Genomic DNA, 13197 nt, shown 5'->3' with positions numbered 1-13197 from the left:
GCGGACGTCAGCGGGTGGTTTTCGCCGGCGGTGTGAGGATGCGGGTGAACACGGCGCCGCGGAGCGCGTCGGCCGCTTCGCCGACCGCGCCGACGAGCGGGGCCTCGGGGCCGAACGAGGAGGTGTCGAACCGCAACGGCAACTGGGCGGCGTAGTCCTCTGCGATGCGTTCGATCGCGGCGACGAGCACGGGATGCGCGGCGTGGCCGCTCAGGATGAACACCTCGGGGTCGAGCACCAGCCCGACGCTGCCGGCGACGATCACGATGCGACGGGCGATCTCGTCGACGATCTGCTGGGCGGCATCGTCGCCGGCGGCGGCATCCTCGAGGTGCACCGGCAGCGGCGCATCGACGTCGCGCCCCACTCCGAGCGCCAGATCGTGCACGACGGCCTCGCTCACGAGAGGCGCCCCGATGGGAAGCGGCGTCTGCGGCAGATACATGACCTCGCCCGCGACACCCGAGAATCCGCGGTGCAGGGCGCCGTCGATCACGATGCCGCCGCCGAGTCCCTCGTCGAGGAGCAGCAGCGCGAAACTCGTGAGCGTGGCCCCGGCGCCCGCGGTGAGCTCGGCGACGGCGGCGAGGTTGACGTCGTTCTCGATGCGCACCGGGCAGCCGAGAGCGCTCTCCAACGCGGAGCGGAACGCCCCGCCGTCGGGTCCCTGATCGTCGCGGATCCCCCCGTCGAGCGTGACGATGCCGGGAACGGCGACGACAGCGAGCTGCACGGGCGACTTCACCGACCGTCGGCACGCGGTGATGAGGGCGAGGATGTGGGCGACCCGGTCACCGCCCGCGGGGAAGTCCGCGTGGCGTTCGGCGCGCACGGCTCCGGTCGGATCGACGAGCACGACGTGCGCGGCGTGGTGATCGACGTGCACGGCGGCGGCGAAGCCCAGTTGCGGATGCAGGCCGGCGCGTCCGGCCACGGGCCCTCGCGTGTCCCGATCGACGCCCGCAGCGGCAACCGCCCCTGCCCCTTCGAGCATGCGCAGCACCTGGGTGACAGCCGTGCGGGACAGACCGGTGGCGGACATCAGCTCGGCGCGTGTCTGCGGCCCGCTGTGTGCCAGGACATCGAGGATGGCACGACCGTTGAGGGTGCGGAGGAGGGTCTGCGGTCCTGCGAGAGGTTTCGACATCGCTTTCCGGAGTGCGCTCTCTGGTCGTGTCCCGCGTCGTCGCGGGGAAGTCCTGTGCGGTGCCTGAGAGAATGCCACATCGAGTCGTACTTGTCGACACTTCGAGTCATACTCGAGGAGCGCTCTCGATTTGACCCTCGGCGTTTCGCCACATAGATTACAGATCGGTAACGGTCCTTCCCGAGGGGATCGGCCCCTCGAGCACATCTGCTCCCCCGGAAGGATCCCGTCACGAATTCCCTGCCACCCGAGCGCGCCGACGGCGCCTCGGAAGCTCCCACCGAAGTCACGTCCGCACCCCGACCCCTGTTGCGCCGCGACCTGCGACGAACGGCCGCCGAACGGCCCCAGAGCGAACCAGCGAACCTCGCGACAACCGCCGCCACCGAGGCTCCCGCCGCCGAACCGGCCCACGAGACTCCGGCCACTGCGACTCCCGTCGCCGCTGAGACCCCGGCCGCCGCCGAGACTCCCACTGCAGAGGCCCCCGCCGCCGAGACTCCCGCCTCCGACACCCCCACCGACGATGCCGCGCACGAGCCCGCACGCGGGTCCCGACGCCAGGGCCACCCCGGGCCTCGCCCGCGTCACCGGTCCACGGCCGCTCAGCCCGCTGCCCCCGCTCCCCGCACGGCACACCGCCCGAAGCGCCGCTGGGTGAAGACCAAGACGCTCGGTGCCACCTTCGCCATCGGCGTGATGGTCACCGGAGCCGCGCTTCCCGCACTCAACCCCATTGGCGATCAGAGCGCCGCGTCGGCCGTCAGCGCCCTCGCCGGCGCCGACGGCGTCGCCCAGTCGTACACCTCGACGAGCGAGATCCGCACCGAGATCTCCGCGAGCGAAGGCTTCTCCGCGACGACGCCCGAGGAGATCAGGCAGACGCGCTCGCGCGCCGCTGCCGCCGCGATCGCCGCCGGCATGCCGCTCGGGAGCGCACTGGACATCCCGACCGCCGACAAGATCATGATGCCGATGGCCGCGGGGAGCTACACGCTCACCGACGGCTTCGGCGCCTCGCGCCCCGGTCGGTCCCACCTCGGCCAGGACTTCGCCGCACCCGTGGGCACTCCGATCACCGCCGCGATGAAGGGCTGCGTCTCCCGCTCCACCGAGAGCTACCAGGGTTACGGCGTGACCATCCAGATCGAGACGATCGTCGACGGACAGGCCGTCAGCACCGTCTACTCGCACATGACGTACGGGAGTCGTGCGGTCGAGGTCGGCGACTGCGTCGAGGCCGGCCAGTACATCGGCGACGTCGGGTCGACCGGCTACGTCTTCGGCTCCTGCCTGCACTTCGAGGTGCACATCAACACCGTGGCCGTCGACCCCAAGCCGTGGCTCGCGAAGAACGTCAACGCCTGACCCGAACCCCACCCCTCACCCTCCCGTAGGGTGAACGGATGACGCAGTTGGTGATCCGCGAGGGCCGCATCGATGACGCCGACGAGGTCGCCGGCGTGCACGTCCGCTCCTGGCAGGCCGCCTATCGCGGTCTCATCGACCAGGCCGTGCTCGACGGCCTGTCCGTCGAGGAACGCGCCGCGGGATGGCGGCATTTCCTCTCGTCGACACCGCAGAACGGATCGGGCCTCCTCGTCGCCGAGCGCGATGGTGTGGTCGTCGGGTGGACCTCGTTCGGCGCCGGACGCGACCCCGAGAGCACGGACGACGGCGAGGTGTACGGCATCTACGCCGACCCGTCCACGTGGTCGACCGGCGCGGGTCACGCGCTGCTCTCGGCGGCCGAAGAGCACATGACGGATGCCGGCCGCACCCGCGCCTACCTCTGGGTGCTCGACGGCAACGACCGCGCCGATGCCTTCTACGCCCGCCACGGCTGGGAGCTCGACGGAGCGATCAAGATCGACGAGCGACCGCAGCTCACGCTCCGCGAGCATCGCCGGGCGAAGCCCCTCGGAGCGTGATGCCGCCTCCTCAGTCGAGCGCGCTCATCACGTGCTTGATGCGGGTGTAGTCGTCGAACCCGTACTGCGAGAGATCCTTGCCGTAGCCGGAGTGCTTGAAGCCACCGTGGGGCATGTCCGACACGAACGGGATGTGGGTGTTGATCCACACGCAGCCGAAGTCGAGGTCGCGTGAGAAGCGCATCGCCCGCGCGTGGTCGGTGGTCCACACCGAGGCCGCGAGCGCGTAGGGCACGTCATTCGCCATGGCGAGGGCTTCCTCGTCGAGGGAGAACGCCTGCACGGTGAGCACGGGTCCGAAGATCTCGCCCTGTACCACCTCGTCGTCCTGGTGCACGCCCGAGACGATCGTGGCCTCCCAGAAGTAGCCCGCGTCGCCCTGACGACGTCCGCCGGTCTCGACCTTCGCGTGGGCGGGGAGTCGGTCGACGAATCCCTGCACCTGGGCGAGCTGCGCCGCACTGCTCAGCGGACCGTAGAGCACGCCGTCCTCGTGCGGGCCGCCGGTGCGCGCATGCGTGCGGGCGCGGGCGACCAGCGCCGCGACGAGCTCGTCGTGCAGCGACTCGTGCACGATGACGCGGGTGGCCGCGGTGCAGTCCTGCCCGGCGTTGAAGAACGCACCGGTGATGATGCCTTCCACCGTCTTCTCGATCGACGCATCCGGGAACACGATCGCGGGCGCCTTGCCGCCGAGTTCCAGGTGCACGCGCTTGACGTCGTTCGCCGCCGACCGCGCCACGGCCATGCCCGCACGCACGGATCCGGTGATCGCGACCATCTGCGGCGTCGGGTGCTCGACCAGGGCCACGCCGGTGTCGCGGTCGCCGAGCACGACGTTGAACGTGCCCGCCGGCGTGTGCTGTGCGACGATCTCGGCGAGCAGCAGCGTGGTGAGCGGCGTGGATTCCGCCGGCTTGAGCACGACCGTGTTGCTGGCGGCGAGCGCGGGGGCGATCTTCCAGACCGCCATGTTGAGCGGGTAGTTCCAGGGGGTCACCTGTCCGATCACGCCGATCGGCTCGCGGCGCACGAACGAGGTGTGTCCGGCGAGGTACTCGCCCGCGGCCCTGCCTTCGAGGCTCCGCGCGGCACCCGCGAAGAACCGCAGCTGGTCGACGGACTGCATGATCTCGTCCGCGACGAGGCTCGCCCGCGGCTTGCCGGTGTCCTGCGATTCGAGGTCGGCGAACTCCTCCGCCCTGGCCTGCATCTCATCGGCGATGCGGAACAGCGCCAGCTGCCGATCGGCGGGCGTGGTGTCGCGCCACACCGGGAAGGCGGCGGCTGCGGCGCTGTAGGCGGCATCCACGTCGCTGGCGTCGGAGACGGGGAGCTCACCGTACGTGTTCTCGGTGACCGGGTCGATGAGCGGCATGCGTCCCGTGCCGCTGACGGGCACGGAGCGTCCGCCGATGAAGTTCTGCAACGGCGCGGAGTTCTTCGGGAGGTGACTGGGCATGCTGTCATCGTAGCGAGTGCGATACGGAATCTGAAGATCTGATCATGTGAAACAACTGAATCAGTTGCAGAATCCTATCCCGGCTGACAATATCAACACATGAGCAAGCCTTCTCAGCCCGCCTTGGACGACATCTCGAAGCGCATCGTCGAGTTGCTGCAGGAGGACGGTCGTCGTCCGTACGCCGAGATCGCCCGCGAGGTCGGGCTCAGCGAGGCCGCCGCCCGCCAGCGCGTGCAGCGGATGACCGAGGCCGGGATCATCCAGATCGTCGCGGTCACCGACCCGATGCAGCTGGGGTTCCGCCGCATGTCGATGATCGGCATCCGCGTCTCCGGCGACCCGCGCGCGATCGCCGAGGAGCTCACCACGATCCCCGAGCTGGCGTACGTCGTCGTCACTCTCGGCACGTTCGACATCCTCGTCGAAGCGGTGTGCGAGGACGACGAGCACCTGATCGACCTCATCGCCACCCGCATCCGCACGATCCCCGGGGTCGCGCACACCGAGAGCATGCTCTACGCCGGGCTCTACAAAGACCTCTACAACTGGGGAACGCGCTGACGCGCGCCCCGCACACCACGGAGAGAACCAATGGGAACCACCGTCTTCGAACGCCAGCGGCCCGCGCAGTCCGTCATCGACGACGCGCTCCGCGACACCGCGCTGCAGGTGTTCTGGCTCGACGATGTCGAGCGGCCGACGCATCCGCGCCTCAACGGCACCGTGCGCACCGACCTCGTGATCGTCGGCGGCGGCTACGCCGGCCTGTGGACCGCGGTGCGCGCGAAGGAGCGCGACCCCGAGCGCCGGGTCGTGCTGTTGGAGGCGTCGCGCATCGCGTGGGCGGCGTCGGGTCGCAACGGCGGCTTCTGCGAATCGAGCCTCACGCACGGCCACGAGAACGGGGTGAACCGCTGGCCGGAGGAGATCGACCTGCTCGAGAAGATGGGCCACGCCAACCTCGACGGCATCGGCGAGACCGTCGAGCGCTACGGGATGGACGCCGAGTTCGAGCGCACCGGACAGCTGGCCGTCGCCGTCGAACCGCACCAGGTCGAGTGGTACCGGGACGAGCCGGGGTTCCTCGACCGCGAGGCGGTGCAGGCCGAGGTGCACTCCGAGACCTTCCTCGGTGGCGACTGGGACCGCGACGGGTGCGCGATGGTGCACCCCGCGAAACTCGGCATGGAGCTGGCCCGCGTGGCCGCCGAGCTCGGCGTCGAGATCTACGAGCACAGCCTGGTGCGCAGCATCGAGGGCGACGGCTCCGGCCCGATCACCGTCGTCACCGCGAACGGCCAGGTGGTCGCCGACGCCGTCGCGCTCGGCACCAACGTGTTCCCCTCGCTCCTCAAGCGCAACCGCCTGATGACCGTGCCCGTGTACGACTACGTGCTAATGACCGAGCCGCTCACGACCGAGCAGCTCGCGTCGATCGGCTGGTCGAACCGTCAGGGTCTCGCCGACAGCGCCAACCAGTTCCACTACTACCGCCTCACCGCCGACAACCGCATCCTGTTCGGCGGCTACGACGCGATCTACCATTTCGGCGGCAAGGTGCGCCCGGAGTACGAGGACCGCATGGAGAGCCACCGCAAGCTCGCCTCGCATTTCTTCACGACGTTCCCGCAGCTGGAGGGTCTGCGCTTCACGCATCGCTGGGCGGGTGCGATCGACTCGTCGAGCCGCTTCTGCGCGTTCTTCGGCACCGCACGCAAGGGGCGGGTGGCCTATGCGACCGGATTCACCGGCCTCGGCGTGGGCGCCGCGCGCTTCGCGGCCGACGTGATGCTCGACAAGCTGTCCGGTGAAGAGACCGAGCGCACGGCGCTGCGGATGGTGCGCGAGAAGCCCATCCCGTTCCCGCCCGAGCCCGCCGCATCCATCGGCGTGAACCTGGTGCGCGCGGCGATGAACCAGGCCGACCACAACGGCGGCAAGCGCAACCTGTTCCTCAAGACGCTCGACGCCCTCGGCATGGGGTTCGACTCGTGAGCGCCCTCGCCCCCGGAACCGGCGTGGATGCCAGGGCCCTCGACCTCGCGCACACCCCGCTGCCCGCCGATGAGGTGCTCGCCGGGTCTCCGACGACCGCCGTGCAGGAGCTGTCGACCATCGACGGCGTCGGCATCGGCGTCTGGGAGATGACCCCCGGCACCGCGACCGACACCGAGGCCGACGAGGTCTTCGTGGTGCTGTCCGGCCGCGCCACGATCGCCTTCGACGATGCGGCGCTGCCCGACCTCGAGGTCGGCCCAGGCTCGGTCGTACGGCTCGCCGAAGGACAGCGCACCGTCTGGACCATCACCGAGACGCTGCGGAAGATCTACATCGCCTGAGGGTGTGCCGCCCGCAGGAACCACACGCGCCGCTCCTGATCCCGCCGCAGCCACGGCAGGAACGCCCACCACAGCAGCAGCGCCACCCCGGCCCCGCCGATCAGCCCGGCGCACGTGTCGGTGAACCAGTGCGCGTTGATGAGTGTGCGCTGCCACACCATGCCTGCGGCCAACAGCACCCCGAGCACGATCCAGGCCCGGCGCGCCCAGACCGCGGATGCCGGGATCAGCGCGAGCACCGTGATGATGATCGCCGCCATGCTCACCGAATGGCCGGACGGGAACGAGCCGTGATCGACCTCGACGAGCGGACCGAACAGTCCCGCCACGATGTCATCGGCCGGACGAGGACGATCGACGAGGTTCTTCGTCAGCTGCGACAACAGCCCGGGGCCGGCGAGCTGCACGGCGATCACGAACAGGGCCGAGCGCCAGCGTCCGACCAACACGAGCGCGAGCGGCAGCAGCACCATCATCAAGACCGCACCGGGCAGCTGCCCGAGGTGCTGGAACATCTGCGCGAGCGCGAATCCGGGCAGCGCCGACTCCGGTCCGACGCCGATGATGCCGCGCCACAGGTCGTCGAGGCCCTGCGACCACGGCGCTTCCGGTGCGGCGAGCACCCCGACGGCGAGAGCGACGAACACGGCGAGGAGTCCGAGCGCGGTCCAGAGCATCTTCCGCGGGCGCACCACTGCGACCGACCGGGTCTCGTCCCCGGCCGTCACCGCAGCTGTCACGACCCCACCGCCAGCAACGGACGCACGGACGCATAGGCGTCGGCGACGTCGCGCGTCGGCACGTCGTAGACCCGCGCGATGCCCGTGGCCCCTTCGTGGCGCGGCCAGCCGGGATCACCCTCCGTGATGAACGCGACCGCGGCGCCGTGCACCTCGTCGGCGAGCTGTTGCGGCGGGTTCGGTCCCGCGAGGGGTTCCATGGCGGGACCGTCGAGGCAGTCGAAGAAGAAAGGCACGTCGAGGCAGTGCTCGGCGAACCCGAAGTGCCCCGACGGCCAGGAGAACCGGTAGAGCCACGTGGGTGCGGATCCCCGGTCGGCGACGACCTTCAGCAACTGCGAGCGGAACATCCGGTCGGTCAGCACACGGCCACCCACCCGGGCGTTGCCGAGTCGGGTGATGTCGGCATTGGCGGCGAGGTACTCCCGACGCACACTCTTCGGCAGCCCCAGCTTGTTGAGCAGCAGCGAGCGCGGCACCCAGCGCAGCTTCTTCTCGGACCCCGCGAACACCATCGTGAACTCGTCGTCGGTCGCCCCGAGCACGAGCGGCTTGTCGGCGCCGACTCCGGCAGCGAGGGATTCGCGTGTGGCGCGAGGCAGCAGATCTCCGTCCACGGCAGGCCCGAGGGGCAGGCCCTCGTCGACCACGCTCCCGAGCGAGTCCGGGCCGAGCTCGGTCGCCTTCTTCTGCAGTTCGAGGATGCGCTCCTCGGACAGCGATGAGAACCCGGCGACCGTGGGCTCGACGCCGGCCGCCGCAGCCAGATCGCGCCCGAACGCCTCGGACCGCGACGGGGCGACATCGGCGAGGGCACCCGAGATCGCGTACACCCCGTGGAACAGGTGCTGGGCCTTCTCCATCGCGAGCAGCGTCAACACTGCCCCACCGCCCGCGGACTGTCCCGCGATCGTCACGCGCTCCGGGTCGCCGCCGAACGCCGCGATGTTCTGCTGCACCCACTCGAGAGCGAGCAGCCAGTCCCGCACACCGCGGTTCGAGGGCGCATCCTCGATCCAGCCGAAGCCGTCGAAGCCCAGGCGGTACGACAGCGACACCGTGACGACGCCGTCGCGGTTGAAGTTGCGGCCGTCGTACCACGGGCTCGCGGGAGACCCGGCGAAGTATCCGCCGCCGTGGATCCACACCAGCACCGGCAGTCCCTCCCCCGGCACAGCCGGGAGCGGGGAGGGTGTGAACACGTTCACGTTGAGCGTCGAATCGCCCGCGATGCTCGGCTCGGGGATGAGCGTCACGCCGGGATCGCCGCGCTGGGCGGTGGCCGCGAACTCGAGCGCATCGCGCACTCCCTCCCACGGCGCCTTCGGCACGGGCGCCTGGAAGCGGCGCTCGCCGATCGGAGCCTCCGCGAACGGAATGCCGAGGAACGCCGCCGACCGTGGATTGCCGCGGCCGCCGGTGGTCGGACGCCAGCGTCCGCGCACGCGTCCGGCGGTGGTGGTCACTTCGACGAAGTCGGTGTCGGTCATCACAGCATTCTCCTGTCTCTGCGCGGTCATCAGCGCACTCCCTTGATCGGCGCGGTCGCCACGGCGGCGAGGATCACGAACACGATCGCGAAGACGAACAGCATCGCGTAGCCGCCGAGCGTCGAGATGATGAGCAGCGCGATCGCCGGGCTCATGGCCTGCGGGATGTTCGTGGCGACGTTGAGGATGCCGAGATCCTTCGCCGCGGCACTGCTCGCGTTCGGCAGCACCTCGGTCATCAGCGCCGCATCCACCGCCATGTACACGCCGAAGCCGATGCCGTTGATGATGCTCATCACGATCATCCCGGTCAGGTTCGGCATGACCAGCGGCATCACGAAGCCGACCGCCATGATCGCCGACGACACGTAGATGAAGACCTTCCGGCGTCCGACGCGGTCGCTCCACCAGCCGGAGATCCCGATCGCGAGCAGCGTCGGCACGAACGCCACGAGCGTGAGCGTGAGCACGGCTCCCTGCGCCTCGGCCAGCGACAGCCCGATGTACTTCTGCAGCATGTACAGCTGGTAGGTCGAGACGACGAAGTAGCCGAGGATCAGCAGGAAGCGCGCCGCGAACGCCCAGGCGAAGTCGGGATGCCGGCGCGGGTTCACCCAGAAACCTCGGAAGAACGCACTCCACCGGAACGGCTCGACCGCGGCGTCCTTCGACGACCAGTCGCGGTTGATGATCACGAACAGCACGGTGGAGAAGATCACGATCACACCGAACACCGAGTACGCGACGCCGAACTGGGCGGCGAGTGCGCTCGCGATCATGATCCCGATCATGCCGCCGACCTGCATGCCGATGCCCAGCATGGCGCTCGCGCCACCGCGCTTGGAGCGCGGGAAACGATCGGCGGTGATGGTGGTCAGCGGTGCCTGCAGGAAGTTCAGCGCCACCTGGATGACGACCCAGAACACCGTGATCCACACGAGCTGGGTGAGCGATCCCATGCCGAGCAGCAGGATGCCGCCGATGAGCGCGCCCGCGAGCATCCAGGGTGCGCGGCGGCCGAGTCGCGAGCGCGTGCGGTCGCTGAGGGCCCCGGCGAGGGGCTGCGCGAACAGCGTGAAGATGAACGAGACGGTGGTGACGACCGCGAGGTTGGCCTCCTGCCCTTCCTCGCCGAAGACGACCTGGATCTGCGTCGGGAGCAGGATGCCGAGGAGCCCGGCGTAGCTGGCGAAGAGCGTGAGTCCGGCGATCAGCATGCTGGGCAGGAGGCGCTTGTTCGCGGGCGGGCTCGCGGCCACCTCACCCGCGCCGGGCGGTTCGGTCGCGATCGCTCCGGTGGCGGCGATCTCCTGCGCGGGGTCGAGCGGGGGAAGGGTCATGGCTGCTCCTCGTCGAGCGGTTCGGGATGAATACCAAACACTGTTCGGGATTCAATCGTCATCGTGGCAGAACACCTGCCGACCCGCAATCCATTCACGAACGTTGTTTGGTTTTCGTGATCTCCCCGTGACGGATAACCTGGTGCCATGGCGACTCGAGGGGCATACGCGAAAGGCGTCGCCAAGCGCGAGGAGATCCTCGACGCCGCGCTCGCCGTCGTCGCCGAGCACGGCTACCGCAAGGCCTCCGTCCGCGAGATCGCCGACGCCGCCGGTCTCAGCCCGGCCGGGATCCTGCACTACTTCGGCTCCAAGGAAGAGCTGTTCGTCGCGATCCTCCGCGCCAGGGACGCCCGTGACGAGCAGCGCTACGCCGACGAGGACGATGCCACGACCGCGTTCCTCTCCGTCATGCGGCACAACGCCTCCGTCCCCGGACTCGTGCAGCTCTACGCACAGCTCGCCGCCGAAGCCGGCGACCCCACGCACCCCGCCCACGCGTACTTCCGCGAGCGGACCGCGCATGTCGAAGCCTTCATGCGCGGACAGATCCTCGACGACCAGCAGGCGGGCCGGATCCGCGCCGACCTCGATCCGGACTGGATCATGCGCGCCGTGCACGCCCTCGCCGACGGATTGCAGACGGCGTGGATGCTCGACCCCACACTCGACATGGCCGCCGAGATCGAACAGTTCCTGGTGCTGCTGCGGCCGGCCTGACGACGCGATTCAGTCGAGCGTCGTCACCTCGGCCCGCGGCATCCGCGCCTTCATGATGCGGACCGCCTCGGGGTTGTCGTCGACCAGCACGGCGTCGCGACCGAGCGTCGAGGCCACCGCGCCGGTCGTGCCACTGCCTGCGAAGAGGTCGAGCACGCGGTCGCCCGGACGGCTCGACGCCGTCACGATACGACGCAGGATCCCCTCGGGCTTCTGCGTCGGATAGCCGGTCTTCTCCCGCCCCGTCGTCGGCACGATCGTGTGCCACCACACATCCGTGGGGAGCTTCCCGCGGGCAGCCTTCTCGGCCGTGACCAGCCCCGGCGCCATGTAGGGCTCGCGGTCGACCTCGTCGGAGTTGAACACGTACTCCCGCGGGTTCTTCACGTAGACCAGGATCGTGTCGTGCTTGGTGGGCCAGCGGCTGCGCGACTTCGCGCCGTAGTCGTACGCCCAGATGAGCTCGTTCAGGAAGCAGTCGCGTCCGAACACCGCATCGAGCATGACCTTCGCGTAGTGCGCCTCCCGATAGTCGAGGTGCAGGTACAGCGTGCCGTCATCGGCGAGCAGCCGCCACGCCTCCTCGAGCCGCGGCATCAAGAAGGAGCCGTAGTCGTCGAAGCGGTCGTCGTAGGCGCGCAGCATCCCGCGCACCCGCTCGTACGCGTGGCCGTGGAAGCCGTGGCGCACCTCCGTCTCGGGCTCGGGGCGTTCGGGATTCAGGACGACGGAAGCGGTCTTGGCCGGTTCGACACCGGAAGCATCCGGATCGGACGGTTCCTCCTGAGTTGTGAACGTACGACGCGCGGTGACCACCTGTCGCTCCTGCGTGCGACCGGTGTTGAACGGCGGGTCGAGGTAGACCAGCGTGAACGAGCCGGACGGCAGGGTCGCCGCGACCGCGAGGTTGTCGCCCTCGATGATCGAGACCGAGCCGAGCGGCGTCACGGCACCCGATGCAGCCACGCCTCGGTGGCGAACTTCGACTCCACGAGGGCTTCGGCGTCGGCGTACTCGTCGGCGGAGATCGCTCCGGTCTCGGCGTCGGTGAGGGAGCGGAAGGTGTCCTTGAAGCGTTCGATGATCTCGGCGCGCTCGAGGCCGGTCTGGCTGCGCAACGGATCGACGCGCTTGGCGGCCGACGTGGTGCCCTTGTCGCTCAGCTTCTCGCGTCCGATGCGCAGCACCTCGGTCATCATCTGCCCGTCGATGTCGTACGACAGGGTCGCGTGATGCAGCACTCCCCCGTTGGCGAGGCGCTTCTGCGCGGCACCGCCGATCTTGCCGGTCGGGCTCGCGATGTCGTTGAGCGGCTGGTACACCGCGTCGATGCCGAGCGACCGCAGCGCCTGCAGCACCCAGTCGTCGAGGAACGCGTAGGAGTCGGCGAACGTCATGCCCGCGACGAGCGACGCCGGCACGTACAGCGAATACGTGATGATCTGCCCGGCGGCCATGAGCATCGCGCCGCCGCCGGAGATGCGACGGACGACGTCGAAGCCGTGGCGGGCCGCGCCCTCCGGGTCGACCTCGTTGCGGTAGGACTGGAACGATCCGATCACGACGGCCGATTCGTCCCATTCCCAGATGCGGAGGGTCGGGCGACGGCGCCCTTCGCCGACACGCGAAGTGAGCACCTCGTCGAGGGCGAGGTTCATGCGCGGCGACACGGCCTTCTCGTGCACGATCTCCCAGTCGAAGTCACGCCAGCCCGGCGCGGTCACGAGCGCGCGGCGCACCGCCGTGCCGACCGCCTCCGGCGAGAATCCGAGCAGCTGGGCACCCTCGGGGAGCGCCTCGCGAACCGCGCGGGCGATCGTCGTCGCGTCCGATTCGGCGGGAAGTCCGTTCACCGCGGCGTTGATGTCGTCCAGTGCCGTGTCCGGCTCGAGGAAGAAGTCGCCGGCGAGGCGGAAGCGGGCGATGCGGTCGTCTTCGATCTCGAGGTCGACGACGACGAGCTTTCCGCCTGGAACCTTGTATTCACCGTGCACGGTTCCAGCTTAAGGCGCAGGGCTGTGGTTG

At 69.4% G+C, this 13197-nt stretch carries 13 protein-coding genes; 6 read left to right on the top strand and 7 right to left on the bottom strand.

Annotated elements, in window-relative coordinates; translation table 11 throughout:
- Nucleotides 1-7 precede the first annotated feature (7 nt).
- Nucleotides 8-1147 carry an ROK family protein gene (locus tag WFM69_RS03895; RefSeq protein WP_337001831.1) on the bottom strand — a complete coding sequence of 380 codons (1140 nt, stop codon included), beginning with the start codon at nucleotides 1145-1147 and terminating at the stop codon, nucleotides 8-10.
- 309 nt (nucleotides 1148-1456) lie between these two features.
- Here WFM69_RS03895 and WFM69_RS03890 point away from each other — a divergent pair, with 309 nt between their 5' ends.
- On the top strand, nucleotides 1457-2515 hold the full coding sequence (locus WFM69_RS03890; protein WP_337001829.1) for a M23 family metallopeptidase: 1059 nt from the start codon (nucleotides 1457-1459) through the stop codon (nucleotides 2513-2515).
- A gap of 38 nt (nucleotides 2516-2553) precedes the next feature.
- Nucleotides 2554-3078, top strand: a complete 525-nt coding sequence (locus WFM69_RS03885) for a GNAT family N-acetyltransferase (RefSeq protein WP_337001827.1) — start codon at nucleotides 2554-2556, stop codon at nucleotides 3076-3078.
- 10 nt (nucleotides 3079-3088) lie between these two features.
- Here the strand turns inward: WFM69_RS03885 and WFM69_RS03880 are convergent, their stop codons facing one another.
- Nucleotides 3089-4540, bottom strand: coding sequence for a gamma-aminobutyraldehyde dehydrogenase (locus WFM69_RS03880; protein ID WP_337001825.1), 1452 nt, complete (start codon nucleotides 4538-4540; stop codon nucleotides 3089-3091).
- Between the two features lie 99 nt (nucleotides 4541-4639).
- On the opposite strand from WFM69_RS03880, the gene WFM69_RS03875 reads away from it, so the two are divergent.
- From WFM69_RS03875 to WFM69_RS03865, 3 genes are read left to right on the top strand one after another with little or no spacing between them, the layout of a single operon-like run.
- Nucleotides 4640-5104: an Lrp/AsnC family transcriptional regulator gene (locus WFM69_RS03875; protein WP_337001823.1), complete on the top strand. Its 465-nt coding sequence runs from the start codon at nucleotides 4640-4642 to the stop codon at nucleotides 5102-5104.
- A 30-nt stretch (nucleotides 5105-5134) separates the two neighbouring features.
- Nucleotides 5135-6538 carry an NAD(P)/FAD-dependent oxidoreductase gene (locus tag WFM69_RS03870; protein WP_337001821.1) on the top strand — a complete coding sequence of 468 codons (1404 nt, stop codon included), beginning with the start codon at nucleotides 5135-5137 and terminating at the stop codon, nucleotides 6536-6538.
- Entirely contained in the window at nucleotides 6535-6882 is a 348-nt protein-coding gene (locus WFM69_RS03865) for a cupin domain-containing protein (protein ID WP_337001819.1), read from the top strand. Before WFM69_RS03870 ends, WFM69_RS03865 begins: the two co-directional genes overlap by 4 nt.
- Here WFM69_RS03865 and WFM69_RS03860 read toward each other — a convergent pair.
- From WFM69_RS03860 to WFM69_RS03850, 3 genes are read right to left on the bottom strand one after another with little or no spacing between them, the layout of a single operon-like run.
- Nucleotides 6870-7622: a phosphatase PAP2 family protein gene (locus WFM69_RS03860; protein WP_337001817.1), complete on the bottom strand. Its 753-nt coding sequence runs from the start codon at nucleotides 7620-7622 to the stop codon at nucleotides 6870-6872. The genes WFM69_RS03865 and WFM69_RS03860 overlap by 13 nt on opposite strands.
- Nucleotides 7619-9112 (bottom strand): carboxylesterase/lipase family protein, encoded by a 1494-nt coding sequence (locus WFM69_RS03855; protein WP_337001815.1) that lies wholly within the window; start codon nucleotides 9110-9112, stop codon nucleotides 7619-7621. Before WFM69_RS03855 ends, WFM69_RS03860 begins: the two co-directional genes overlap by 4 nt.
- 29 nt (nucleotides 9113-9141) lie before the next feature.
- A complete protein-coding gene (locus WFM69_RS03850) occupies nucleotides 9142-10452 on the bottom strand; it encodes an MFS transporter (protein ID WP_337001813.1) in 1311 nt (436 codons plus the stop codon).
- 147 nt (nucleotides 10453-10599) lie between these two features.
- Here WFM69_RS03850 and WFM69_RS03845 point away from each other — a divergent pair, with 147 nt between their 5' ends.
- Nucleotides 10600-11172, top strand: a complete 573-nt coding sequence (locus WFM69_RS03845; protein ID WP_337001811.1) for a TetR/AcrR family transcriptional regulator — start codon at nucleotides 10600-10602, stop codon at nucleotides 11170-11172.
- A gap of 9 nt (nucleotides 11173-11181) precedes the next feature.
- On the opposite strand, the gene WFM69_RS03840 is transcribed toward WFM69_RS03845, so the two are convergent.
- Together WFM69_RS03840 and WFM69_RS03835 are read right to left on the bottom strand one after the other, a co-directional pair.
- Nucleotides 11182-12138, bottom strand: coding sequence for a DNA-methyltransferase (locus WFM69_RS03840; RefSeq protein ID WP_337001809.1), 957 nt, complete (start codon nucleotides 12136-12138; stop codon nucleotides 11182-11184).
- Entirely contained in the window at nucleotides 12117-13166 is a 1050-nt protein-coding gene (locus tag WFM69_RS03835) for a lipoate--protein ligase family protein (RefSeq protein WP_337001807.1), read from the bottom strand. The genes WFM69_RS03840 and WFM69_RS03835 overlap by 22 nt, the downstream gene beginning before the upstream one ends.
- Between the last annotated feature and the right edge of the window lie 31 nt (nucleotides 13167-13197).

Source organism: Microbacterium sp. LB12, assembly GCF_037150835.1.
In the GTDB taxonomy this organism is placed as follows: Bacteria; Actinomycetota; Actinomycetes; order Actinomycetales; family Microbacteriaceae; genus Microbacterium.
This window is presented reverse-complemented; position numbering and strand designations above follow the sequence as displayed.

Bases quoted from the DNA above. Each gene is read 5' to 3' on its own strand.
- WFM69_RS03875 (WP_337001823.1), top strand. From the start codon at position 4,640: ATGAGCAAGCCTTCTCAGCCCGCCTTGGACGACATCTCGAAGCGCATC.
- WFM69_RS03895 (WP_337001831.1), bottom strand. From the start codon at position 1,147: ATGTCGAAACCTCTCGCAGGACCGCAGACCCTCCTCCGCACCCTCAAC.
- WFM69_RS03885 (WP_337001827.1), top strand. From the start codon at position 2,554: ATGACGCAGTTGGTGATCCGCGAGGGCCGCATCGATGACGCCGACGAG.
- WFM69_RS03845 (WP_337001811.1), top strand. From the start codon at position 10,600: ATGGCGACTCGAGGGGCATACGCGAAAGGCGTCGCCAAGCGCGAGGAG.
- WFM69_RS03855 (WP_337001815.1), bottom strand. From the start codon at position 9,112: ATGACCGACACCGACTTCGTCGAAGTGACCACCACCGCCGGACGCGTG.
- WFM69_RS03870 (WP_337001821.1), top strand. From the start codon at position 5,135: ATGGGAACCACCGTCTTCGAACGCCAGCGGCCCGCGCAGTCCGTCATC.
- WFM69_RS03850 (WP_337001813.1), bottom strand. From the start codon at position 10,452: ATGACCCTTCCCCCGCTCGACCCCGCGCAGGAGATCGCCGCCACCGGA.
- WFM69_RS03880 (WP_337001825.1), bottom strand. From the start codon at position 4,540: ATGCCCAGTCACCTCCCGAAGAACTCCGCGCCGTTGCAGAACTTCATC.